Raw genomic sequence first — 22907 nt, forward strand, 5'->3', positions numbered from 1 at the left:
CTCTTCAAACTATTTACTATTTCTTCTCTTAACTATAAATCTGTCTGAATACTTATTATGTTTTCTAGTCTTATATCCTAATGCAGGTTTGCCCCAAGGAGTAAGTGGTCCTGGATGACCTACTGGAGCCTTACCTTCACCACCACCATGTGGATGGTCATTAGGGTTCATAACAGAACCTCTAACTGTAGGTCTTACTCCTAAATGTCTCTTTCTTCCTGCTTTACCTATATTAACTATCTCATGAGTTAAGTTTGAAACTGTTCCAATTGTAGCTCTACATGCTATTCTTACATGTCTCATCTCGCCACTTGGAAGTCTTAATGTTGCATACTTTCCTTCTTTAGCCATAAGCTGAGCTGAAGCTCCTGCAGATCTTACAAGTTGTGCTCCCTTTCCTGCTTGTAATTCTACATTATGAATTATAGTACCAACAGGTATATTTACTAATGGCAAACAATTTCCAACTTTTATATCTGCATCTGGTCCTGAAACTACAGCATCTCCAACTTTTAATCCAACTGGAGCTATTATATATCTCTTTTCTCCATCTGCATAAACTACCAAAGCTATATAAGCTGATCTATTAGGATCATATTCTATAGTAGCAACTTTTGCTGGTATACCATCTTTATTTCTCTTAAAATCTATTAATCTATACTTTTGCTTTGCCCCGCCACCTATATGACGAACTGTTATTTTACCGTGAGCATTTCTACCACCACTTCTTTTTAAAGCTGCAAGAAGTGATTTTTCTGGTACATCTGTAGTTATTTCTTCAAATGTACTTACAGTCATATTCCTTCTTGAAGGTGTAGTAGGTTTAAATCCTTTAACTGCCATAACGGTATTCCCTCCTTTTTTCGCTTATCTGGATTTCTCCAATAACTGCTTTAATTATTGTTCCATTCCATCAAAAAATTCTATTGTCTTACTATCTTCTTTAAGTTTTACAATAGCTTTTTTGAAATCCGCTCTTTTTCCAATATGAACGCCAACTCTTTTTTTCTTTCCTATATATCTTGCTGTTGTTACATTTTCAACGCTTACTCCGAAAACATCTTCTACAGCTTTCTTTATCATTGATTTGTTTGCATGTATGTCAACTATAAAGGTGTATTTCTTCTCATTCATACCAGCCATGCTCTTTTCTGTTACAACAGGCCTTCTTATGATATCATAATTAGTATATTTCATTATGCATACACCTCCTCAATTTTTGATACAGCGTCCTTTGTTATTATAAGTTTTTCATACTTTAATAAATCATAAACATTTAAATTGTTAACAGGTATAACTGATACGCCCTGTATATTTCTACCTGATACATATACGTTTTTATTTGATTCAGCTGTAACAATCAATGCCTTCTTTGCATTGAATGCGTCTAACATCTTTACTATTTCTTTTGTTTTTGGAGTTTCTAATTCTAAGTTTTCCAAAACAACCATTTCGTTATCTGCTACTTTACTTGACAATGCTGATTTCATAGCTACTCTTTTAACTGATTTTGTAAGTGAAATTCTATAGTCTCTAGGTTTTACAGCAAAAACTATACCACCGTGAATCCATTGTGGTGCTCTTATAGATCCTTGTCTTGCTCTACCTGTTCCCTTTTGTCTCCATGGTTTAATTCCACCTCCAGAAACCTCAGCTCTAGTCTTTGCTGACTGAGTTCCCTGTCTCTTATTAGCAAGTAATGCTACAACTACTTGATGAACAGCATTTTCGTTTACTTCAACTCCAAATACTTTATCTGATAATTCAAAATCTTCTACTTTTTGACCTTCTTTATTAAATAATCCTACTTTAGGCATTCTGCATCCTCCTTTCTACTAAGACTAAGCCTTAACTGTATTTCTTATTGCTACAAGTCCTTTGTTAGGTCCCGGTACTCCACCTTTTATTAAAATAATGTTTTTCTCAGGAATAACTTTTGCAACTTCTAAATTTAACACTGTTGTGTTTCTATTTCCCATATGTCCTGCCATTTTCATATTCTTGAATGTTCTGGACGGATCTGAGCAAGCTCCCATTGAACCTGGTGCCCTGTGAAATTTAGAACCATGGGACATTGGTCCTCTTTGAGCATTCCATCTTTTTATTGTACCTTGGAATCCCTTACCTTTAGAAACTCCAGATACATCAACTTTATCTCCTGCTGTGAAAACATCTGCCTTTATTTCCTGGCCTTCCTTGTATTCACTAGCATTTTCAAGTTTGAATTCCTTTATAAATCTCTTTAATGTAACTCCTGCTTTTTCAAAATGTCCCTTCATTGGTTTGTTTACCAACTTTTCTCTTATATCGCTAAAACCAACCTGTACAGCCTCATATCCATCTTTTTCTACAGTTTTCTTCTGTATAACAGCACAAGGTCCTGCTTCAATTACTGTAACAGGAATTACCTTTCCATTTTCATTAAATATTTGAGTCATACCAAGCTTTCTACCTAATATAGCTTTTTTCATTTACATACACCTCCTAAACATATTAGCGGATCGCCAAAACGGTCATAATAGTTAGTAATAAACCACTTATTACAATTTTATTTCAATATCAACACCTGCTGGTAAGTCAAGTCTCATTAACGCATCAACAGTTTTTGGTGATGGGCTTATTATATCTATCAATCTTTTATGAGTTCTTATTTCAAATTGTTCTCTTGAATCTTTATATTTATGTGGGGCTCTCAAAATTGTAACCACATCTTTTTCTGTAGGCAGTGGTACTGGTCCTGCTACTTTTGCCCCTGTGGACTTAGCAGTTTCTACTATCTTTTCAGATGATTGATCTAATATTGTATGATCAAAAGCCTTTAATCTTATTCTAATTTTTTGTTTTGCCATTGTTATTTCCCTCCTTTTCATGCACGCTATGCTTCTTACGTACAACAGCGGATATATTCTGTAAACTGTTCCAGGCGTTTCTTTTATTTTATGAAAGCACTGTCTTTACAAAATCACCGTCGCCTAAGTTCAAGACCTAGGCATACTCAGTCAAGAATTACCCGGAAGCCCGGCAACCTCTTGCCTCATCGCTGTTATAACATCACAACTTCTTAATTATACAATAAATTTATATACATGACAAGTAAAAATTTATATTTCTGCCTATTAAAAAGGAAAGAGTGCACTCTTTCCCTTTTAATACAACATATTTAGTAAATTTTACAAGCAATATATTTCTAGTTTAATTACTCAGTTATTGTAGTAACAACACCTGAACCAACTGTTCTTCCGCCTTCTCTTATTGCAAATCTTAATCCTTCATGCATTGCTACTGGTGTTATAAGTTCTACGTTCATGTCTATGTGGTCTCCTGGCATTACCATTTCTACTCCTTCTGGTAAAGCGATTGATCCTGTTACATCTGTTGTTCTGAAGTAAAATTGTGGTCTGTATCCATTGAAGAATGGTGTATGTCTTCCGCCTTCTTCTTTCTTAAGTACATATACCTGACCTACAAATTTCTTATGAGGATGTACTGTTCCTGGTTTTGCTAGTACTTGACCTCTTTCTACTTCATCTCTCTGTATTCCTCTTAATAGTACTCCGATGTTATCTCCTGCCATTGCCTGGTCTAGAAGTTTTCTAAACATCTCTACTCCTGTACATGTTGTCTTCTTCTTTTCTTCCTTTAATCCTACTATCTCTAATTCGTCTCCGATTTTTAATACTCCACTTTCTACTCTTCCTGTTGCTACTGTTCCTCTTCCTGTTATTGTGAATACATCTTCTATTGGCATTAAGAAGTCTTTATCTGTTGGTCTTTCTGGTGTTGGTATATATTCATCTACTGCATCCATTAATTCATGTATGCATTTTGTTGTTTCTGGATCATCTGGGTTCTCTAATACCTTTAATGCACTTCCTACTATTATTGGTACGTCGTCTCCTGGGAATCCATACTCACTTAATAACTCTCTTACTTCCATCTCTACTAATTCTAGTAATTCTGGATCATCTACCTGGTCTGACTTATTTAAGAATACTACTATATACTGTACTCCTACTCTGCTTGCTAACAATATATGTTCTCTTGTCTGTGGCATTGGACCATCTGCTGCACTTACTACTAGGATTGCTCCATCCATCTGTGCTGCTCCTGTTATCATGTTCTTTACATAATCTGCATGTCCTGGGCAGTCTACATGAGCATAGTGTCTCTTGTCTGTCTCATATTCTACATGCGCTGTATTTATTGTTATTCCTCTTTCTTTTTCTTCTGGTGCTTTATCTATTTCATCATACTTTGTTGCTGCTGCTTTTCCCTCTTTTGACAATACCATTGTTATTGCTGCTGTTAATGTTGTCTTACCATGGTCTACGTGTCCTATTGTTCCTATGTTTACATGTGGTTTGGTTCTTTCATATTTTTCTTTTGACATTACTCTTCCTCCTTAAATACACTAATATATTAATTAAAATTAGCTATTTCTCTCTCCTACAATTTTCTCTTGAATACTCTTTGGCACTTCTTCATAATGGTCAAATGTCATTGAATAAACTCCTCTACCTTGTGTTCTAGATCTAAGTGTAGTAGCATATCCAAACATTTCAGACAATGGAACAAAAGCTCTTATAATTTCAGCTCCTGATCTTGGATCCATTCCTTCGATTCTTCCTCTTCTGGAATTTATATCTCCCATTACATCTCCCATATACTCTTCTGGTATTGTAACTTCAACTTTCATCATTGGCTCAAGTAAAACTGGGTCTGCTTTATTCATAGCATTCTTAAATGCCATAGATCCAGCTATTTTAAATGCCATTTCTGATGAGTCTACATCATGATAAGATCCATCATATAACTTAACTTTAAAGTTTATAGTTTCATATCCTGCAATTACACCATTTTGAGCAGCTTCTTGAATTCCATTATCAACTGGTCCAATGAATTCTTTAGGAATTGCTCCTCCTACAATGGCATTTTCAAATGTATATCCTTCTTCTGAAGGTGACATTTCTATGGAACAATCACCATATTGTCCATGTCCACCAGACTGTCTAATAAATTTACCTTGTGCTTTAACAGTTTTTCTAATAGTCTCTTTATAGGCAACTTGTGGCTCACCAACATTACATTCTACTTTAAATTCCCTTTGAAGTCTATCAACAATTATTTCTAAGTGAAGTTCTCCCATACCTGCTATAATTGTTTGACCTGTCTCTTGATCTGTATAAGTTTTAAATGTTGGATCTTCTTCAGCAAGTTTAGCTAAAGCTATACCCATTTTCTCCTGACCAGCCTTTGTCTTTGGCTCTATAGCTACACGTATAACTGGTTCAGGGAATTCCATACTTTCAAGTACTATAGGACTGTTTTCATCACAAAGAGTATTACCTGTAGTAGTATCTTTCAATCCTACTATAGCACCTAAATCACCTGCACGAAGTTCGTCAACTTCCTGTCTATGATTTGAATGCATCTTTACAAGTCTTGCAATTCTTTCTTTTTTTCCTTTTGTTGAGTTATATACATAAGTACCACTCTTCATAATTCCTGAGTAAACTCTTGTAAATGCTAATTTTCCTATAAAAGGATCTGTAGCAATTTTAAATGCCAATGCAGTTAATGGTGCATTATCATCAGCTACTCTTTCTTCTTCCTCTTTAGTATCCGGATTAGTACCCTTTACAGGTGGTACATCAAGAGGTGATGGCATAAAATCAACTACAGCATCTATCATTGGCTGAACGCCTTTGTTCTTATAAGAAGATCCGCATAAAACTGGAACTATTTTATTTTCAATAACACCTTTTCTCATAGCAGCTACTATTTCTTCTTGTGTTATTTCTGCTCCATCTAAATATTTCATCATTAAATCTTCATCTACATCAGCTACTGCTTCAATTAAAGCTGTCCTATACTCTTCTGCCTTATCTGCTAATTCATCAGGTATTTTAACTTCATCCATAACAGTTCCAAGATCATCTTCGTATATTATAGCTTCATTTCTAATAAGATCTACTATACCTTTAAATTTATCTTCTGTTCCAATTGGGATTTGGATAGGAACTGCATTACAGTGTAATCTTTCTCTCAAAGTATTTATACACATGTAAAAATCTGCTCCTACTGAGTCCATTTTATTTACATAAACCATTCTTGGTACACCGTAATTATCTGCCTGCCTCCATACAGTTTCTGTTTGTGGTTCAACACCACTTTTGGCATCTAAAACAGTAACAGCTCCATCAAGAACTCTAAGTGATCTTTCAACTTCTACTGTAAAATCTACGTGTCCTGGTGTGTCTATTATATTTATTGCATGGCCTTTCCATTTACAAAAAGTAGCAGCAGAAGTTATAGTTATTCCTCTTTCTTGCTCCTGAGCCATCCAATCCATTGTAGCTTCACCATCATGTACTTCTCCTATTTTATGGGTTATTCCCGTATAGAAGAGTATACGCTCCGTAGTAGTAGTTTTTCCGGCATCGATATGTGCCATTATTCCTATATTACGGAACTTCTCTAGCGGATATTCTCTTTCCACTTAAATTTCCTCCTCGCAAGTGTAAATTTAGGATTTGACAAAACTGCTTTAGTAAAAATACCAAAACAGTTTTTAATATTAATATCTATAATGTGCAAAAGCCTTGTTAGCTTCAGCCATTTTATGAGTATCTTCTCTCTTCTTAACAGCTGCACCTGTATTATTTGCTGCATCCATTAATTCTGAAGCAAGTCTTTCTCTCATATATTTTTCATTTCTTTTTCTTGATGCAATAAGAAGCCATCTTATTCCTAAAGTCTGTCTTCTCTCTGGTCTAACTTCTATTGGAACCTGGTATGTTGCACCACCAATTCTTCTTGCTTTTACTTCTAGTAAAGGCATTATATTGTTCATTGCCTCTTCAAAAACTTCCATTGCCTCTTTATTTGTTTTTTCATGAATTATGTCAAAAGCTCCGTAGCATATTTTTTGAGCTACTCCCTTTTTACCATCTTCCATTATACTGTTTACTAATTTTGTAACTACCTTACTATTATATACTGGATCTGGTAATACATCTCTTTTTCCTATATGTCCTTTTCTTGCCACTTTTCTTCCCTCCTTAACAATTAAAATTTAAGTTCATCGGTACTCGGCTTTAATAAAGCCGCAAAGTGCTTTGTACTCCTGCAAAATATGATAAAGTACTGTAAATATATATAAACGCTGAAGACATAGCACTAATACTCAACTTAATTAATCAATTACTTTTGTTTTGGCTTTTTTGCGCCATATTTTGATCTTGACTGCAATCTGTCAGCAACTCCAGCTGAATCCAATGCTCCTCTTACAATATGATATCTGACACCTGGAAGGTCTTTAACTCTTCCTCCTCTTATTAGAACAACGCTGTGCTCTTGTAAGTTATGTCCTATACCTGGGATGTACGCACTTACTTCATATCCATTTGTCAACCTAACTCTGGCAATTTTTCTAAGTGCTGAGTTTGGCTTTTTAGGAGTAGTAGTTTTTACTACTGTACAAACTCCTCTTTTCTGTGGACATTCTTTTAGTGCTGGTGCTGTTGATTTTGTGCTTATTGTCTTTCTGCCTTTTCTTACTAATTGGCTTATTGTTGGCATATCTACACCTCCTCTTTTAATTAAAATATCTTACAATTTATATTAATTATTCTTGAAAGCTTATTTAGTATACTGTATATTTAATCTTTTAATACAGCAGCTGTAGCAGCTCCTACATCTATACCACATAATTTTCCCAATTCTTTCATAGTATCTATATAAATCAACTCAGGGGAATTATCTTCAATTAACACTTTCACTGACTGTATTAACTTATCGTCAGCATCTTTAGCTATATAAACAGTTTTTGCAGTGCTATTCTTTATTGCTTTAACTGTTTGCTTTAAACCGACAACCTTGTTTCCTTTTAGTCTGTTAACCATTATTTTATTCCCTCCTTCAATTCTATATAAATAAAGTACATGATACTTTGTTCTTGAAAAAACATACAGATGTATTTTATCATTTTAATATTGCTATGTCAATAAATTATATGCTACACTTCTGCCTCATCACTTACCTGTTTTTCTTCAGATTTATCTTCTGTATTAATTCTTACAGACCTATACCTGGTCATACCTGTTCCTGCTGGTATAAGTTTACCTATAATTACATTTTCCTTCAATCCTAGTAATGGATCTATTTTGCCCTTTATAGCTGCATCTGTAAGAACTCTTGTAGTTTCCTGGAACGACGCTGCAGAAAGGAAAGATTCAGTTGCAAGTGCTGCTTTAGTTATACCAAGTAAAGCTACCCTTCCTTTAGCTGGTTCTCCACCATTAGCTTCTACTTTTTCATTAGCCTCTTCAAAATCAAACATATCAATCATAGTTCCTGGAAGCAATTCTGTATCTCCCGATTCCTCTATTTTAATCTTTCTTGTCATCTGTCTTATTACTACTTCTAGATGCTTATCATTTATATCAACACCCTGAAGTCTGTAAACTTTTTGAACTTCAGACAAAAGATAATTTTTAGCTCCCTGAACACCTTTTATTCTTAAAATATCATGTGGATTTACAGAACCTTCTGTTATCTCATCTCCAGCACTTATTGTATCTCCATTAGATACTTTAAGTCTTGAACCAAACGGTATATCATAGCTTACTTCTTCTCCAGTATCCATAACTATGGAAACACTTCTCTTCTTTTTGGTTTCTTCCATTTTTACAGTACCTGAAACCTCACTTACTATAGCAAGCCCCTTTGGTTTTCTAGCTTCAAATAATTCTTCAACTCTAGGAAGACCTTGAGTTATATCAGATCCTGCAACTCCTCCAGTATGGAAAGTTCTCATAGTGAGCTGTGTACCTGGCTCTCCTATACTTTGAGCTGCTATTATACCTACAGCCTCTCCTATATCAATTTTCTTTGCAGTAGCCATATTCATACCGTAACACTTTGCACATACTCCATGTTTTGACTTACAGGTAAATACGGACCTAATCTTTACTTTTTTAATTCCAGAAGCTTCTATTTTCTCAGCTATTTTTGGATCCATATAAACATCTTTTGGTATTATTATTTCTCCAGTTTTAGGATCTTTAATATCTTCAGCAGAATACCTACCAGTAAGTCTTTCTGCCAAACTTTCTATAACTTCATTTCCCTCTTTTATTTCAGAAACGTCGTATCCTTCGTGAGTTCCACAATCTTCTTGTCTTACTATAACATCCTGGCTTACATCTACAAGCCTTCTTGTAAGATAACCAGAATCAGCAGTCTTTAATGCAGTATCTGCATTACCTTTTCTAGCTCCGTGAGTTGATATGAAATATTCTAGTACATCCAAACCTTCCCTGAAAGATGCTCTTATAGGAAGTTCTATTATCTTTCCTGAAGGATTTGCCATAAGTCCTCTCATACCTGCAAGCTGCTTGATCTGACTTTTAGATCCTCTAGCTCCTGAATCCGCCATCATAAATATTGGATTGAATTTATCTAGATTATCCATAAGTGCATCTGCAACATCTTCTGTAGTTTTAGTCCATTTCTCAATAACTCTTTGATATCTTTCTTCCTCTGATATAAATCCTCTTCTATACATTTTTTCTATTTTATCTACTGCTGCATCTGCTTCGCCCAAGAGCCTTTTTTTAGCTTCTGGAACCACCATATCTGAAGTGGAAACTGTTATACCACTTATAGTAGAATAATGATATCCTCTAGCTTTTATTTTATCAAGCATTATGGAAGTTTTAGTAGCACCATGCTTCATATAGCACTTATTTATTATCTTACCTAAGTTTTTCTTAGCTACAAGAAAATCAATTTCAAGTTTAAACTCGTTCTCAGGTTTACTTCTATCTACAAATCCCAAATCTTGAGGTATGGATTCATTAAATATTATTTTACCTGGGGTGGCATCAATTATACCACTTATAGTTTTTCCGTCCTTAACCTTAGTAAGTCTAACCTTTATTTTGGCATTAATATCAACCTGTTTTAACTGATATGCCATTATTACTTCGTCCGGTGAAGAAAAAATTCTGCCTTCTCCTTTAGCTCCATCCTTTTCTATAGTTAAATAGTATGAACCAAGTACCATATCCTGTGTAGGCACAACTACCGGCTTTCCATCTGAAGGTTTTAATATATTATGTGCAGCAAGCATTAAAAATCTAGCCTCTGATTGAGCTTCAACAGATAGAGGAACATGTACCGCCATTTGGTCTCCATCAAAGTCTGCATTATATGCAGTACATGCTAATGGATGAAGTTTTATAGCTCTACCCTCTACAAGTACAGGCTGAAATGCCTGAATTCCTAATCTATGGAGAGTTGGAGCACGATTTAAAATTACTGGATGGTCTGATATTACTTCTTCTAATACATCCCATACTTGAGTCTGTACTCTTTCTACCATTCTCTTCGCACTTTTAATATTGTGTGCTAAGCCACTTTCTACTAATTTCTTCATAACAAATGGCTTAAATAATTCAAGTGCCATTTCTTTAGGCAGACCACATTGATACATTCTAAGTTCAGGTCCAACTACTATAACAGAACGCCCAGAGTAATCTACACGTTTTCCCAGCAAATTTTGTCTAAATCTACCTTGTTTACCTTTTAACATATCAGATAATGATTTTAAAGGTCTATTTCCAGGTCCCGTTACTGCTCTTCCACGTCTACCATTATCTATAAGAGCATCTACAGCTTCCTGAAGCATCCTCTTTTCATTTCTAACTATTATATCCGGCGCACCTAAATCTAATAATTTTTTAAGCCTATTATTTCTATTTATTACTCTTCTATAAAGATCATTCAAATCTGATGTAGCAAATCTTCCTCCATCTAATTGAACCATAGGTCTCAAATCAGGTGGGATTACAGGTATTACATCTATAATCATCCAATCAGGCTTATTACCAGATTTTCTAAAAGATTCAACTACTTCCAATCTTCTAATTATCCTTACCTTTTTTTGCCCTGTACTGCTCTTTAGGTCTTCTTTTAGGGTTACAGATAACTGGTCTAAGTCTATTTCTTCTAATAGTTTCTTAACAGATTCAGCACCCATACCTGCTACAAAATTTTGCTCACCATATTTGTCTGCAGCTTCCCTATATTCTTTTTCAGTTAAAAGTTGCTTTTTTAACAGTTGAGTTTCTTTTGGATCTAAAACAACGTAAGACGCAAAATATAGTACTTTTTCAAGAGCTCTAGGTGACATATCCAAGATCAATCCCATTCGGGATGGTATTCCTTTAAAGTACCATATATGGGATACAGGAGCTGCAAGCTCAATATGTCCCATTCTCTCTCTTCTAACCTTTGCCTTAGTTACCTCTACACCGCACCTATCGCAAACTATACCTTTGTATCTTATCCTCTTATACTTACCACAGTGACATTCCCAATCTTTAGTTGGTCCAAAAATTCTTTCACAGAACAGTCCATCTCTTTCAGGTTTTAATGTTCTATAATTTATTGTTTCTGGTTTCTTTACTTCACCTCTTGACCATTCTCTTATTTTTTCTGGTGAAGCTAAGCCTATTTGAAGTGCATCAAAATTATTTAATTCAAACAAGGGTACATCCTCCCTTCCTAATGTTCATCATTAAAATCATCTATTTCTAAATCACTCTGCAAATCATCTAAAGTAAGATCTTCATAATCTAAATCAAGATCTTCATCGCTGTCATTTTCACTATCATTGTTTTCTTCTTGCTCAGTATTATAGTCATCATTTTGTTCTTGAGGTAAATCAGTAGAATCTTCTTTTCCTTCAATATTTACATCTAGTTTTTCCATCTCTTCGTCCACAGACTCTTTAAGTTTGATTTCCTCTTTATTATCATTTAATACTTTTACATCCAAGCATAAAGCTTGAAGTTCCTTTATCAGAACCTTAAATGATTCTGGAATTCCCGGTTCTGGTATATTTTCACCTTTTACAATAGCTTCATAAGTTTTAACTCTTCCAACTACATCGTCTGACTTAACTGTCAATATTTCCTGAAGTGTATGAGCTGCTCCATATGCCTCTAATGCCCAAACTTCCATTTCACCAAATCTTTGGCCACCAAATTGAGCTTTACCACCCAATGGCTGTTGAGTTACTAACGAATATGGTCCTGTAGATCTTGCATGGATCTTATCGTCAACCAAATGTGCTAATTTTAAGATATACATATATCCTACAGTTACAGGCCTATTAAATTCTTCTCCTGTTCTACCATCATATAGTATTGTTTTTCCGTCTTCTCTATACCCTGCTTTTTTCAAGCATTCCAATATATCTTCTTCTGTGGCTCCATCAAATACTGGAGTCGCTACATGCCATCCTAATTTACTGGCAGCCCATCCTAAATGAACTTCTAATACCTGACCTATATTCATACGTGAAGGTACACCAAGTGGATTTAAGCATATCTGAAGAGGTCTTCCATCTGGTAGGAAAGGCATATCTTCCTCTGGTAGTACTCTAGAAATAACACCTTTATTTCCGTGTCTTCCTGCCATTTTATCTCCTACAGATATCTTTCTCTTCTGAGCTATATAACATCTAACTAATTTGTTAACTCCTGGTGAAAGCTCATCTCCATTTTCTCTTGTAAATACTTTTACATCTACAATTATGCCCGCTTCACCATGTGGTACTCTAAGGGACGTATCTCTAACTTCTCTGGCCTTTTCGCCAAATATTGCTCTTAAAAGCCTTTCTTCTGCTGTAAGTTCAGTTTCCCCCTTAGGTGTTACTTTACCTACTAATATATCTCCTGCTCTAACTTCTGCACCTATTCTTATAATTCCTCTTTCATCTATATCCTTTAATGCATCTTCTCCTACATTTGGTATATCTCTTGTAATTTCCTCTGGTCCTAATTTTGTATCTCTAGCCTCAGATTCGTATTCCTCTAGATGTATTGATGTAAATACATCTTTTTTTACTAACTCTTCAGATATAAGCATTGCGTCTTCATAATTATATCCTTCCCAAGTTGTAAATCCCATTCTAATATTTTTTCCAAGTGCTATTTCTCCAAGATCTGTAGAAGGTCCATCTGCTAAAACTGTTCCCTTTTTAACTACTTCCCCTTTTTCAACTATAGGTCTTTGATTGATGCATGTGCATTGGTTAGATCTCTGGAACTTAAGAAGTCTATAAATATCTGTTCCTCCATCTGAGTCTCTCTTAACCCTTACTTCGTTAGCACATACATAAGAGACAACGCCTGCATTTCTAGCTTTAGGAAGTACTCCTGAATCTACTGCAGCCTTGTATTCAATACCTGTTCCTACAATAGGTGCTTGTGGTTTCAAAAGTGGAACTGCCTGCCTTTGCATATTTGATCCCATAAGTGCACGGCTGGCATCATCATTTTCAAGGAATGGTATCATAGCTGTAGCTACAGAAACTAATTGCCTTGAAGACACATCCATATAATCAACGTCTTGACCAGGTACTACAATAACATCTTCTTTATCTCTAACTGTAATTTTATTATCTATAAAATTACCATTTTCATCAATAGGCTCGTTTGCCCTACCTATTAAATATTCATCTTCCTCGTCTGCTGTCATATATACAATTTCATTTGTAACTCTCTTATTTTCTTTATCTACTTTTCTATAAGGCGTTTCTATAAAGCCATATTGATTAACTCTTGCATATGTAGCTAGAGAGTTAATAAGTCCTATGTTAGGTCCTTCTGGCGTCTCTATTGGACACATTCTTCCATAATGTGAGTGATGAACATCCCTGACTTCAAATCCAGCTCTTTCTCTTGAAAGTCCGCCTGGTCCTAAAGCAGATAGTCTCCTCTTATGGGTAAGCTCTGACAATGGATTAGTTTGATCCATGAATTGAGAAAGTTGAGAACTTCCAAAAAACTCTTTTATAGACGCAGCTACTGGTCTTATATTTATAAGAGCTTGAGGTGTTATAACTTCCTGATCCTGTATGGTCATTCTTTCCTTAACCACTCTCTCCATTCTTGAGAGACCTATTCTAAATTGATTTTGAAGTAATTCACCAACAGATCTAAGTCTTCTATTTCCAAGATGGTCTATGTCATCAGTATGACCTACTCCATATGCTAATCCCAACTCATAGCTAATGGTAGCATACATATCATCTCTAACTATATGTTTTGGAATTAATTCATGGATGTTCTTTCTTATTTGTTCCTTAATACTTTCCTCATCACTATAATTATCTAAAATTTTCTTTAAAGTGGGATAATGAACACTTTCTTTTATATTTAAATCATCTATATCAAAGTCAATAAAACTACGTATGTCTACAAAGTTATTACCTATAACTCTTAAAACTATATCTTCAATTTGGATATCTACTACATTTATTCCACACTGTTGGATTTCTACTGCCTTTTCTCTATTTATCTTTTCACCTTTTTGGATAAGAATTTCTCCTGTATCTGGATTAACTACATCCTGTGCTGCTATCTGATTAGCAATTCTTAGGTGTAATGATAACTTCTTATTGAATTTGTATCTTCCAACTCTTGAAAGATCATATCTTTTCGCATCAAAAAATAAAGATTCAATTAGTGATTGGGCACTATCCACTGTAGGAGGTTCTCCCGGTCGTAACCTTTTATATATTTCAAGCAAAGCCTCTTCATGAGTCTTTGTATTATCTTTTTCAATTGTGGCTTTTAGCCTTTCATCCTCTCCAAAGAAATTAGTAATTTCTGCGTCTGTACCATAACCCATGGCTCTAATAAGAATAGTTATGGGTAACTTTCTAGTTTTATCTATTCTAACGTATATTACATTGTTAGAGTCAGTTTCATATTCTAGCCAAGCTCCTCTATTAGGTATTACAGTTGAAGAAAAAAGATTTTTTCCTGTTTTATCAACTGAAAGATCATAATATACACCTGGTGATCTTACAAGTTGGCTAACTATAACTCTCTCTGCACCATTAATTATAAAGGTTCCTTGCTCCGTCATAAGAGGGAAATCTCCCATAAAAACTTCTTGCTCTTTAACTTCACCAGTTTCTTTGTTAATTAGCCTTACTTTTACTTTTAAAGGTGCTGCGTAAGTTGCATCTCTTTCTTTACATTCCTCTACAGAATATTTGATATTATCCATATCTAACTTATATCCTACAAATTCCAAATTAAGGTTAGCAGTATAATCTTGAATAGGATTAATATCATCAAATACCTCTTGTAATCCTTCTTTCAAAAACCAATTGTAGGAATCTAGCTGAACCTCAATTAAATTAGGCATGTGGCCTATTTCTTTAAGTCTGGAAAAGCTCATTCTTGTTCTTTTACCAACCTGGACAGGATGTACCATTGATTTTTCACCCCTTGCATAAACTAAAAATAACCAAAAACATTCACAATGTATATATATGTACTATATGGATGTTTATGGATTTATTAATTGCCATTGTAATAGTATAACCTATTTTTTTATAATTAATTCAATTTGTGTTAAATAATAAAGTATTTATGTTTTCTGCATAACTAATCAATGCAATTTATTATGTTATCATAATATCAAAAAATTGTCAACAATAAAATTTGTAAACTTATAATAAAAAACTATAAAAGGGGCACTTTAAATTAAAGTGCCCCTTTTATAAGCCTTATATTAATTTATTACTTTAATTCTATTTCAGCACCAATTTCTTCAAATTTAGCTTTCATAGCTTCAGCATCTTCCTTGCTTACAGCTTCTTTTAAAGTCTTAGGAGCTCCATCTACTAATGCTTTAGCTTCTTTCAATCCTAATCCTGTTGCTTCTCTAACTGCTTTTATAACTTTTATCTTTTCTCCACCTGCAGCTTTAAGTACTACGTCAAATTCAGTTTTTTCTTCTGCTCCAGCTGCGGCTCCTGCTCCTGCAGCTCCTGCTACTGCTACTGGTGCTGCTGCACTTACTCCAAATTCTTCTTCACATGCTTTTACTAATTCATTTAATTCTAAAACACTCATCTCTTTTATTGCTTGAATGATTTCTTCTTTACTCATTAATGAACACCTCCAAAATTTCTCTCTTTAAATTATTAAGCTTCTTCTGATTTTTGTTTTTCTTCAATTGCATTTAATGCATATACAAAATTTGATAATGGAGCTTTGAAGCTTCCAAGTAATTTTGCAATAAGTACTTCTTTCGGTGGTACTGTAGCAAGCTCTTTAACTTTATTTTCATCAAAGATTTCGCCTTGAACAATTCCTGCCTTTAGTTCTAAAACCTTATGATCTTTTGAAAAATCATTAAGAATTCTTGCTGGTGCAGTTGGATCTTCATATCCAAATGCTATAGATATTGGACCTATAAAGTAATCTTCTAATTGGTCAAATCCCAATTCTTTAGCAGCTCTTAAGGCTAATGTGTTTTTGTAAACTTTATATTCTACACCTGCATCTCTTAATTCTTTTCTAAGTTTAGTATCCTCTTCTACAGTTAAGCCCTGATATTTAGCTAATATTACGCCCTGAGCCTTTTCCATTTTTTCCTTAATCTCTTGAACTCTAGCTTCTTTTACTTCTCTATAATTCTTTTTCACTGTGTATCCACCTCCTTGCAGTCTAAACTACAATACATAATAAACACATATAAATTAAAAAGTCTCTCCATAGACACAGAGAGAGACCAACTATACTTTCTATTGGAATCCTTGATAGGTTGGTTACACCGTTATGCTATCGCACCTATTGTCTACGGAATATTTACATATTTAATTTTTGCATCACATACAAGTTAATTTAATCTAAAACTTTTGTTGAATTTATCTTTATTCCTGGTCCCATAGTACTTGATATTACTACAGACTTCAAATATTGACCTTTAGATGCTGATGGTTTTGCTTTTACTACAGCTTCCATTAATGTATGAAAGTTATCTAATAACTTTTGTGATTCAAAAGATTTCTTTCCTATTGGAACATGAACTATACTAGTTTTATCTACTCTATATTCAACTTTACCAGCCTTAATCTCCTCTATTGCCTTTGCAACATCAAAAGTAACAGTACCAGATTTAGGATTTGGCATTAATCCCTTAGGTCCAAGCACTCTTCCTAATCTTCCTACAACTCCCATCATATCTGGGGTTGCTACAACAACATCAAAATCAAACCAATTTTCTTTTTGAATCTTATCAACATATTCTTGTGCACCTACGTAATCTGCTCCTGCTTCCTGAGCTTCTTTAACCTTAGCGCCTTTTGCAAATACAAGTACTTTAACTTTTTTTCCTGTTCCATGAGGAAGAACTACAGCTCCTCTAACTTGTTGATCTGCATGTCTTGGATCTACTCCAAGCTTTAATGCTAATTCTATTGTTTCATCAAACTTTGCTTTTGATGTTTTTAAGACAAGTTCTATAGCTTCTGATGGTTCATATAATGTACCTTTATCAATAAGCTTAGCACTTTCTACATACTTTTTTCCCATGTCGAAATCCTCCCTTGTGGTTTTAACGGTTTATACCTCCCACTTATTTTGGTTAACTAGTCTTCTACAGTTATTCCCATACTTCTTGCAGTTCCTGCTATCATCTTCATAGCAGTTTCAACTGATGCAGCATTTAAATCTGGCATTTTTGTTTCAGCAATCTGTCTTACTTGCTCTTTAGTTACTTTAGCAACTTTAGTTTTATTTGGTACACCAGATCCACTTTCTATTCCTGCTGCTTTCTTTAGTAATACTGCTGCTGGAGGAGTCTTTAGTATAAAACTAAAAGATCTGTCCTGATATACAGTAATTACTACTGGAATTATAAATCCTGCTTGTTTAGCAGTCTTAGCATTGAATTCCTTACAAAAACCCATAATGTTTACACCATGCTGTCCAAGTGCTGGTCCAACTGGTGGTGCTGGGCTTGCTTTTCCTGCAGGAAGTTGAAGTTTTATCATTCCTACTACTTTTTTAGCCATAATATACACCTCCTATATGTGGTTATGTATAAATACATCTCCCACTTACTATAAACTTTTGCTTTATGCATTATTCTATTTTTTCTATTTGATTAAAATCAAGTTCAACAGGAGTTTCCCTGCCAAACATGTTAACTAAAGCTTTAATTTTTCTTTTCTCAGTATTTATTTCCTGGATAACAGCTAAGAAGTTCTCTAACGGTCCCGATTTCACCTTTACATTTTCTCCTACTGATATATCTACATTTACTGGTTTTTCGCTAATTCCCATATCCTTTACTTCTTCATCAGTAAGTGGAACAGGTTTAGAACCAGGTCCAACAAAGCCTGTAACTCCTCTAGTATTTCTAACTATATACCAAGAATCATCAGTCATTATCATGTGTATTAAAACATATCCTGGGAATACTTTTTTTAAAGTTATTTTCTTTTTTCCATCTTTAATTTCAACTTGCTCTTCCATTGGAACCTGAACATCATCTATCCAATCATAAAGGTTCCTATTTTCTATGGTTTTTTCAAGATTAACTTTAACTTTATTTTCATAACCAGAATATGTATGAACTACATACCACTTAGCTTTATCTGACATAACTCTAGGGACAAAACTATTTCTTAGTCCCTACCTCCTTTTTATTTCATAATAATCTTAGCTAAAGAATTAAATCCAAAATCTATAACTCCAACAATCACCACATAAATAGCACAAAATACAATAACGGCAATTGTAGCTTTTTTTGTATGTTCTTTAGAGGCCCAAGTTATCCGTTTGAATTCTGATACTAGTCCTTTAAAAAAATTAAAGAACCCACCTTCAAGTGCTGTCTGCTTATCAACTTTTTTCATATCACCGTTTGCACCCATTTGCTCACATCCTCAAAACAATTTAATATGTGCCTCTACAATATTATCTAGTTTCTTTATGAACTGTGTGTTTATGACAAAAAGGACAATACTTTTTCATTTCTAATCTATCTGGATCATTTTTCTTGTTTTTCATTGTATTGTAATTTCTTTGTTTACAATCTGTACACGCTAGTATCACTTTTACTCTCATTATTCTCTAACCTCCTAATATAGCTCACAAACATAATCAATTAGAAATTTATTTTGAAAATCATGCATTACTTAACTAAATTATCACAACTTAGTTTTTATGTCAATGGCTTAAAATATAAACAGGTACTACCTAATTTTTTACTTTCAAAGGGACTGGATTTAGAAACCCAGTCCCTAAAATATTACTCAGTTATTGTAGTAACAACACCTGAACCAACTGTTCTTCCGCCTTCTCTTATTGCAAATCTTAATCCTTCATGCATTGCTACTGGTGTTATAAGTTCTACGTTCATGTCTATGTGATCTCCTGGCATTACCATTTCTACTCCTTCTGGTAAAGCGATTGATCCTGTTACATCTGTTGTTCTGAAGTAAAATTGTGGTCTGTATCCATTGAAGAATGGTGTATGTCTTCCGCCTTCTTCTTTCTTAAGTACATATACCTGACCTACAAATTTCTTATGAGGATGTACTGTTCCTGGTTTTGCTAGTACTTGACCTCTTTCTACTTCGTCCCTCTGTATTCCTCTTAATAGTACTCCGATGTTATCTCCTGCCATTGCCTGGTCTAGAAGTTTTCTAAACATCTCTACTCCTGTACATGTTGTCTTCTTCTTTTCTTCCTTTAATCCTACTATCTCTAATTCGTCTCCGATTTTTAATACTCCACTTTCTACTCTTCCTGTTGCTACTGTTCCTCTTCCTGTTATTGTGAATACATCTTCTATTGGCATTAAGAAGTCTTTATCTGTTGGTCTTTCTGGTGTTGGTATATATTCATCTACTGCATCCATTAATTCATGTATGCATTTTGTTGTTTCTGGATCATCTGGGTTCTCTAATACCTTTAATGCACTTCCTACTATTATTGGTACGTCGTCTCCTGGGAATCCATACTCACTTAATAACTCTCTTACTTCCATCTCTACTAATTCTAGTAATTCTGGATCATCTACCTGGTCTGACTTATTTAAGAATACTACTATATACTGTACTCCTACTCTGCTTGCTAACAATATATGTTCTCTTGTCTGTGGCATTGGACCATCTGCTGCACTTACTACTAGGATTGCTCCATCCATCTGTGCTGCTCCTGTTATCATGTTCTTTACATAATCTGCATGTCCTGGGCAGTCTACATGAGCATAGTGTCTCTTGTCTGTCTCATATTCTACATGCGCTGTATTTATTGTTATTCCTCTTTCTTTTTCTTCTGGTGCTTTATCTATTTCATCATACTTTGTTGCTGCTGCTTTTCCCTCTTTTGACAATACCATTGTTATTGCTGCTGTTAATGTTGTCTTACCATGGTCTACGTGTCCTATTGTTCCTATGTTTACATGTGGTTTGGTTCTTTCATATTTTTCTTTTGACATTACTCTTCCTCCTTGTTGGTTATACACATCTTATTTAAGTAAACTCATCCTGGTGTGTTGTAAAAACTTTATACATCATTATTGGAGCCCATGACCAGGATTGAACTGGTGACCTCCACCTTACCAAGGTGACGCTCTGCCTACTGAGCTACATGGGCAATTTCTCTTGGAGCGGGAAACGGGACTCGAACCCGCGACGGCCAACTTGGGAAGCTGGTGTTCTACCACTGAACTACTCCCGCCAATAAACTTCAATTAAATATCAAAAGTAACATATCAGTTATTAATTCTAATACAAGTATATTTTTTTGTCAATATACTATTTTTTATTTATGAATTAAACATTTTTCCAATTTTCTTTTAACTCTCTGTAAAGCATTATCTATAGACTTGGCATGTCTATCTAAATCACATGCAATTTCTTGATATGACTTCCCATCCACATAAGACATAAGTACTTCCATTTCTAAATTTGACAACACTTCTCCTATTTCACTTTGTATATGATTTAGCTCTTCCCTTCCAATTACAAGTTCTTCGGGATCTGCCACCTTAGTTTCAGACAAAACATCCAATAAAGTTCTATCTGATTCTTCATCATATATAGGCTTATTTAAAGATATATATGTATTTAATGGAATATGCTTCTGTCTAGTAGCAGTTTTTATAGCAGTTATTATTTGACGGGTCACGCAAAGTTCTGCAAAAGCTTTAAAAGATGATAACTTATCTGGTTTAAAATCTCTTATAGCCTTATATAAACCTATCATACCTTCTTGGTAGATATCCTCCTTATCCGCACCGATTAAAAAATATGACTTTGATTTTGATTTAACAAAATTTCCATATTTATTTATCAGGTACTCTTGAGCACTTACATCCCCTTTTTTTGCTTCAATAACTATTTCTTCATCTAATTTTTCTTCAAAGGGGGAAACTTTCCTAGCATTATAACTCCTATTATCCAAGGTATCCCCTCCAACATAATTATAAACCACTGCTACAATTATACATTAAAAGTAAATTTATAGTCAATACATTTTAGTCACTTTTACGAATCTTTTCAAGTATTTCCAATACATCCTCTTTTATGCTATCCTCCAAAGTATTTCTTTGCTCGTGATATTTCTTTTCAATTTTACTTTTTATATGGTTCTCAACATTATTAACTTCATGATAAAATTCAATAGAAGACATCCTAACAGCGCCCCTTTGAAATGTTACTTGCTGTTCCAGCGAATCAGAAGTTACTACAAATACCTCATTTTTACGTCCTATATTGTTTACAGTTCTTTCTATAAAACTATCTGCCGTCTCATTCTCTTTAGTAAATACTACTACAACATTTTTATTAATTTTTTCTTTTTTTTCTAAGCTTCCCGATACCATATGGGCATCAAATACTATAAAAACTTTATAGCCCTTATATACCGAATAATTGCTTAAAGTTTCTATAAGCGACTGTCTTGCGGTTTCAAGGCTATAATTTTTTATATTATTTAACTTAGGCCAACTATTTATAACATTATATCCATCTACAAAAATATTTCTCAACTTCTACCACATTTTATTCTTTGCTTTAATATTTCATACATCAATATGCCACCTGCCACAGAAGCATTTAAGGATGATACTCTTCCTACCATAGGTATCTTTACCAGCACATCACATTTTTCTTTAGTCAATTTAGCTATTCCTCTTCCTTCACTTCCTATTATTAAAGCCGCAGGTCCCTTAAAATCGACATCAAAGCAATAATTTTCTCCACTCATATCAGCCCCATATACCCATATACCATCTTTCTTTAATTTTTCTATTGTAGTATTTAAATTTGTAACTTTACATATTTTCATATACTCTGCTGCTCCTACAGAGGATTTATATACTACAGGCGTAATTCCCACATTTCTTCTTTTAGGTATTATAATTCCATGAGCACCGCATATTTCAGCAGTTCTTATTATTGCACCAAAGTTATGGGGATCTTCTATTTCATCTAATACAATTATAAAAGGAGCTTCCTTTTTTTCTCTGGCGTATTCTAGTATATCCTCTACTTCACAGTATTTATAGGGAGTTATCTGTGCAATTACTCCTTGATGTGCTCCTGTTTGGGAAATTTTGTCTAACTTTTTTCTATCCACCTGTTTTACAACTATATGCTTCTCTTTAGCTTTAGCAAGTATTATATTTATAGAACCTGACATATTTCCCTCTGCAAGAAAAATCTGTTCTATAGTTGTATTACTTGATTTTAAAGCTTCAATAACTGCATTTCTGCCTTCAATTAAATCCTCTCTAAACTCAGTTTTATCTGTCAAGTTCGTTGATTTTTTATACTTATTTTTCATAATCCTACCCTTTATACCTCAATTTCTTATTTACTTTTTTCGTCTACCTTATATTTCTTTCGTATCTCTTATAATTTTCCACAAGTCATTTTCCCTTCCGAGCAATATCCATTTACACAGGAAGGTCCACAGTTCATAAACAGAGTTCTTGGCATCAGATGGAGTTTTGACTCCACCTGATGCTTAGGAATCGTTATCCAGGGACGTAGCTACTCTTTAATCCCACTTGGA

23 protein-coding genes, 2 tRNA genes and 1 other annotated feature are annotated in these 22907 nt (G+C 34.3%); all 25 genes read right to left on the bottom strand.

The annotated features are described in order from the left end of the window. Positions 1-9: 9 nt before the first annotated feature. On the bottom strand, positions 10-843 hold the full coding sequence (gene rplB, locus CLAU_RS09375) for a 50S ribosomal protein L2 (RefSeq protein WP_013240689.1): 834 nt from the start codon (positions 841-843) through the stop codon (positions 10-12). 54 nt (positions 844-897) lie between these two features. Further along, the gene (gene rplW / locus CLAU_RS09380) at positions 898-1197 is read right to left on the bottom strand and encodes a 50S ribosomal protein L23 (protein WP_013240690.1); all 300 of its coding nucleotides are present in this window, start codon (positions 1195-1197) and stop codon (positions 898-900) included. After that, positions 1197-1817: a 50S ribosomal protein L4 gene (gene rplD / locus CLAU_RS09385; protein WP_013240691.1), complete on the bottom strand. Its 621-nt coding sequence runs from the start codon at positions 1815-1817 to the stop codon at positions 1197-1199. Before rplD ends, rplW begins: the two co-directional genes overlap by 1 nt. A gap of 24 nt (positions 1818-1841) precedes the next feature. Further along, positions 1842-2471 (bottom strand): 50S ribosomal protein L3, encoded by a 630-nt coding sequence (rplC, locus tag CLAU_RS09390; RefSeq protein WP_013240692.1) that lies wholly within the window; start codon positions 2469-2471, stop codon positions 1842-1844. A gap of 69 nt (positions 2472-2540) precedes the next feature. Next, positions 2541-2849, bottom strand: coding sequence for a 30S ribosomal protein S10 (gene rpsJ, locus CLAU_RS09395; RefSeq protein WP_011988802.1), 309 nt, complete (start codon positions 2847-2849; stop codon positions 2541-2543). A 347-nt stretch (positions 2850-3196) separates the two neighbouring features. Further along, positions 3197-4390 (bottom strand): elongation factor Tu, encoded by a 1194-nt coding sequence (gene tuf, locus CLAU_RS09400; RefSeq protein ID WP_013240693.1) that lies wholly within the window; start codon positions 4388-4390, stop codon positions 3197-3199. Positions 4391-4429: 39 nt separating this feature from the next. After that, positions 4430-6499, bottom strand: a complete 2070-nt coding sequence (fusA, locus tag CLAU_RS09405; RefSeq protein WP_013240694.1) for an elongation factor G — start codon at positions 6497-6499, stop codon at positions 4430-4432. Between the two features lie 78 nt (positions 6500-6577). Continuing rightward, positions 6578-7048: a 30S ribosomal protein S7 gene (gene rpsG, locus CLAU_RS09410; RefSeq protein ID WP_013240695.1), complete on the bottom strand. Its 471-nt coding sequence runs from the start codon at positions 7046-7048 to the stop codon at positions 6578-6580. A gap of 155 nt (positions 7049-7203) precedes the next feature. Continuing rightward, a complete protein-coding gene (gene rpsL / locus CLAU_RS09415; RefSeq protein WP_013240696.1) occupies positions 7204-7581 on the bottom strand; it encodes a 30S ribosomal protein S12 in 378 nt (125 codons plus the stop codon). Positions 7582-7661: 80 nt separating this feature from the next. After that, positions 7662-7904 (bottom strand): ribosomal L7Ae/L30e/S12e/Gadd45 family protein, encoded by a 243-nt coding sequence (locus tag CLAU_RS09420; protein ID WP_013240697.1) that lies wholly within the window; start codon positions 7902-7904, stop codon positions 7662-7664. Between the two features lie 113 nt (positions 7905-8017). After that, positions 8018-11554, bottom strand: coding sequence for a DNA-directed RNA polymerase subunit beta' (gene rpoC / locus CLAU_RS09425; RefSeq protein WP_013240698.1), 3537 nt, complete (start codon positions 11552-11554; stop codon positions 8018-8020). Between the two features lie 17 nt (positions 11555-11571). Then, positions 11572-15300: a DNA-directed RNA polymerase subunit beta gene (gene rpoB / locus CLAU_RS09430; RefSeq protein ID WP_013240699.1), complete on the bottom strand. Its 3729-nt coding sequence runs from the start codon at positions 15298-15300 to the stop codon at positions 11572-11574. Between the two features lie 308 nt (positions 15301-15608). Further along, positions 15609-15980 (bottom strand): 50S ribosomal protein L7/L12, encoded by a 372-nt coding sequence (gene rplL / locus CLAU_RS09435; protein WP_013240700.1) that lies wholly within the window; start codon positions 15978-15980, stop codon positions 15609-15611. Between the two features lie 35 nt (positions 15981-16015). Further along, a complete protein-coding gene (gene rplJ, locus CLAU_RS09440) occupies positions 16016-16519 on the bottom strand; it encodes a 50S ribosomal protein L10 (protein ID WP_013240701.1) in 504 nt (167 codons plus the stop codon). A gap of 47 nt (positions 16520-16566) precedes the next feature. Further along, positions 16567-16695, bottom strand: a sequence feature (ribosomal protein L10 leader region). Positions 16696-16718: 23 nt separating this feature from the next. Then, the gene (gene rplA / locus CLAU_RS09445) at positions 16719-17408 is read right to left on the bottom strand and encodes a 50S ribosomal protein L1 (protein WP_013240702.1); all 690 of its coding nucleotides are present in this window, start codon (positions 17406-17408) and stop codon (positions 16719-16721) included. A 56-nt stretch (positions 17409-17464) separates the two neighbouring features. Further along, positions 17465-17890: a 50S ribosomal protein L11 gene (rplK, locus tag CLAU_RS09450; RefSeq protein WP_013240703.1), complete on the bottom strand. Its 426-nt coding sequence runs from the start codon at positions 17888-17890 to the stop codon at positions 17465-17467. 70 nt (positions 17891-17960) lie between these two features. Beyond that, positions 17961-18482 carry a transcription termination/antitermination protein NusG gene (gene nusG / locus CLAU_RS09455; protein ID WP_013240704.1) on the bottom strand — a complete coding sequence of 174 codons (522 nt, stop codon included), beginning with the start codon at positions 18480-18482 and terminating at the stop codon, positions 17961-17963. 41 nt (positions 18483-18523) lie between these two features. Then, positions 18524-18754, bottom strand: coding sequence for a preprotein translocase subunit SecE (gene secE / locus CLAU_RS09460; protein WP_013240705.1), 231 nt, complete (start codon positions 18752-18754; stop codon positions 18524-18526). Between the two features lie 43 nt (positions 18755-18797). Continuing rightward, on the bottom strand, positions 18798-18947 hold the full coding sequence (gene rpmG, locus CLAU_RS09465) for a 50S ribosomal protein L33 (RefSeq protein ID WP_013240706.1): 150 nt from the start codon (positions 18945-18947) through the stop codon (positions 18798-18800). A 184-nt stretch (positions 18948-19131) separates the two neighbouring features. Further along, positions 19132-20325: an elongation factor Tu gene (gene tuf / locus CLAU_RS09470; RefSeq protein WP_013240693.1), complete on the bottom strand. Its 1194-nt coding sequence runs from the start codon at positions 20323-20325 to the stop codon at positions 19132-19134. Positions 20326-20407: 82 nt separating this feature from the next. Then, positions 20408-20483: transfer RNA gene (locus tag CLAU_RS09475), tRNA-Thr, on the bottom strand. A gap of 9 nt (positions 20484-20492) precedes the next feature. Beyond that, positions 20493-20567: transfer RNA gene (locus tag CLAU_RS09480), tRNA-Gly, on the bottom strand. 84 nt (positions 20568-20651) lie between these two features. Further along, positions 20652-21293, bottom strand: a complete 642-nt coding sequence (gene sigH, locus CLAU_RS09485) for an RNA polymerase sporulation sigma factor SigH (protein ID WP_013240707.1) — start codon at positions 21291-21293, stop codon at positions 20652-20654. A 73-nt stretch (positions 21294-21366) separates the two neighbouring features. Beyond that, positions 21367-21879 carry an NYN domain-containing protein gene (locus CLAU_RS09490; protein ID WP_013240708.1) on the bottom strand — a complete coding sequence of 171 codons (513 nt, stop codon included), beginning with the start codon at positions 21877-21879 and terminating at the stop codon, positions 21367-21369. Further along, positions 21876-22676, bottom strand: a complete 801-nt coding sequence (gene rlmB, locus CLAU_RS09495) for a 23S rRNA (guanosine(2251)-2'-O)-methyltransferase RlmB (RefSeq protein WP_013240709.1) — start codon at positions 22674-22676, stop codon at positions 21876-21878. The genes CLAU_RS09490 and rlmB overlap by 4 nt, the downstream gene beginning before the upstream one ends. Positions 22677-22907: the final 231 nt, after the last annotated feature.

The organism is Clostridium autoethanogenum DSM 10061 (assembly GCF_001484725.1).
In the GTDB taxonomy this organism is placed as follows: Bacteria; Bacillota; Clostridia; order Clostridiales; family Clostridiaceae; genus Clostridium_B; species Clostridium_B ljungdahlii.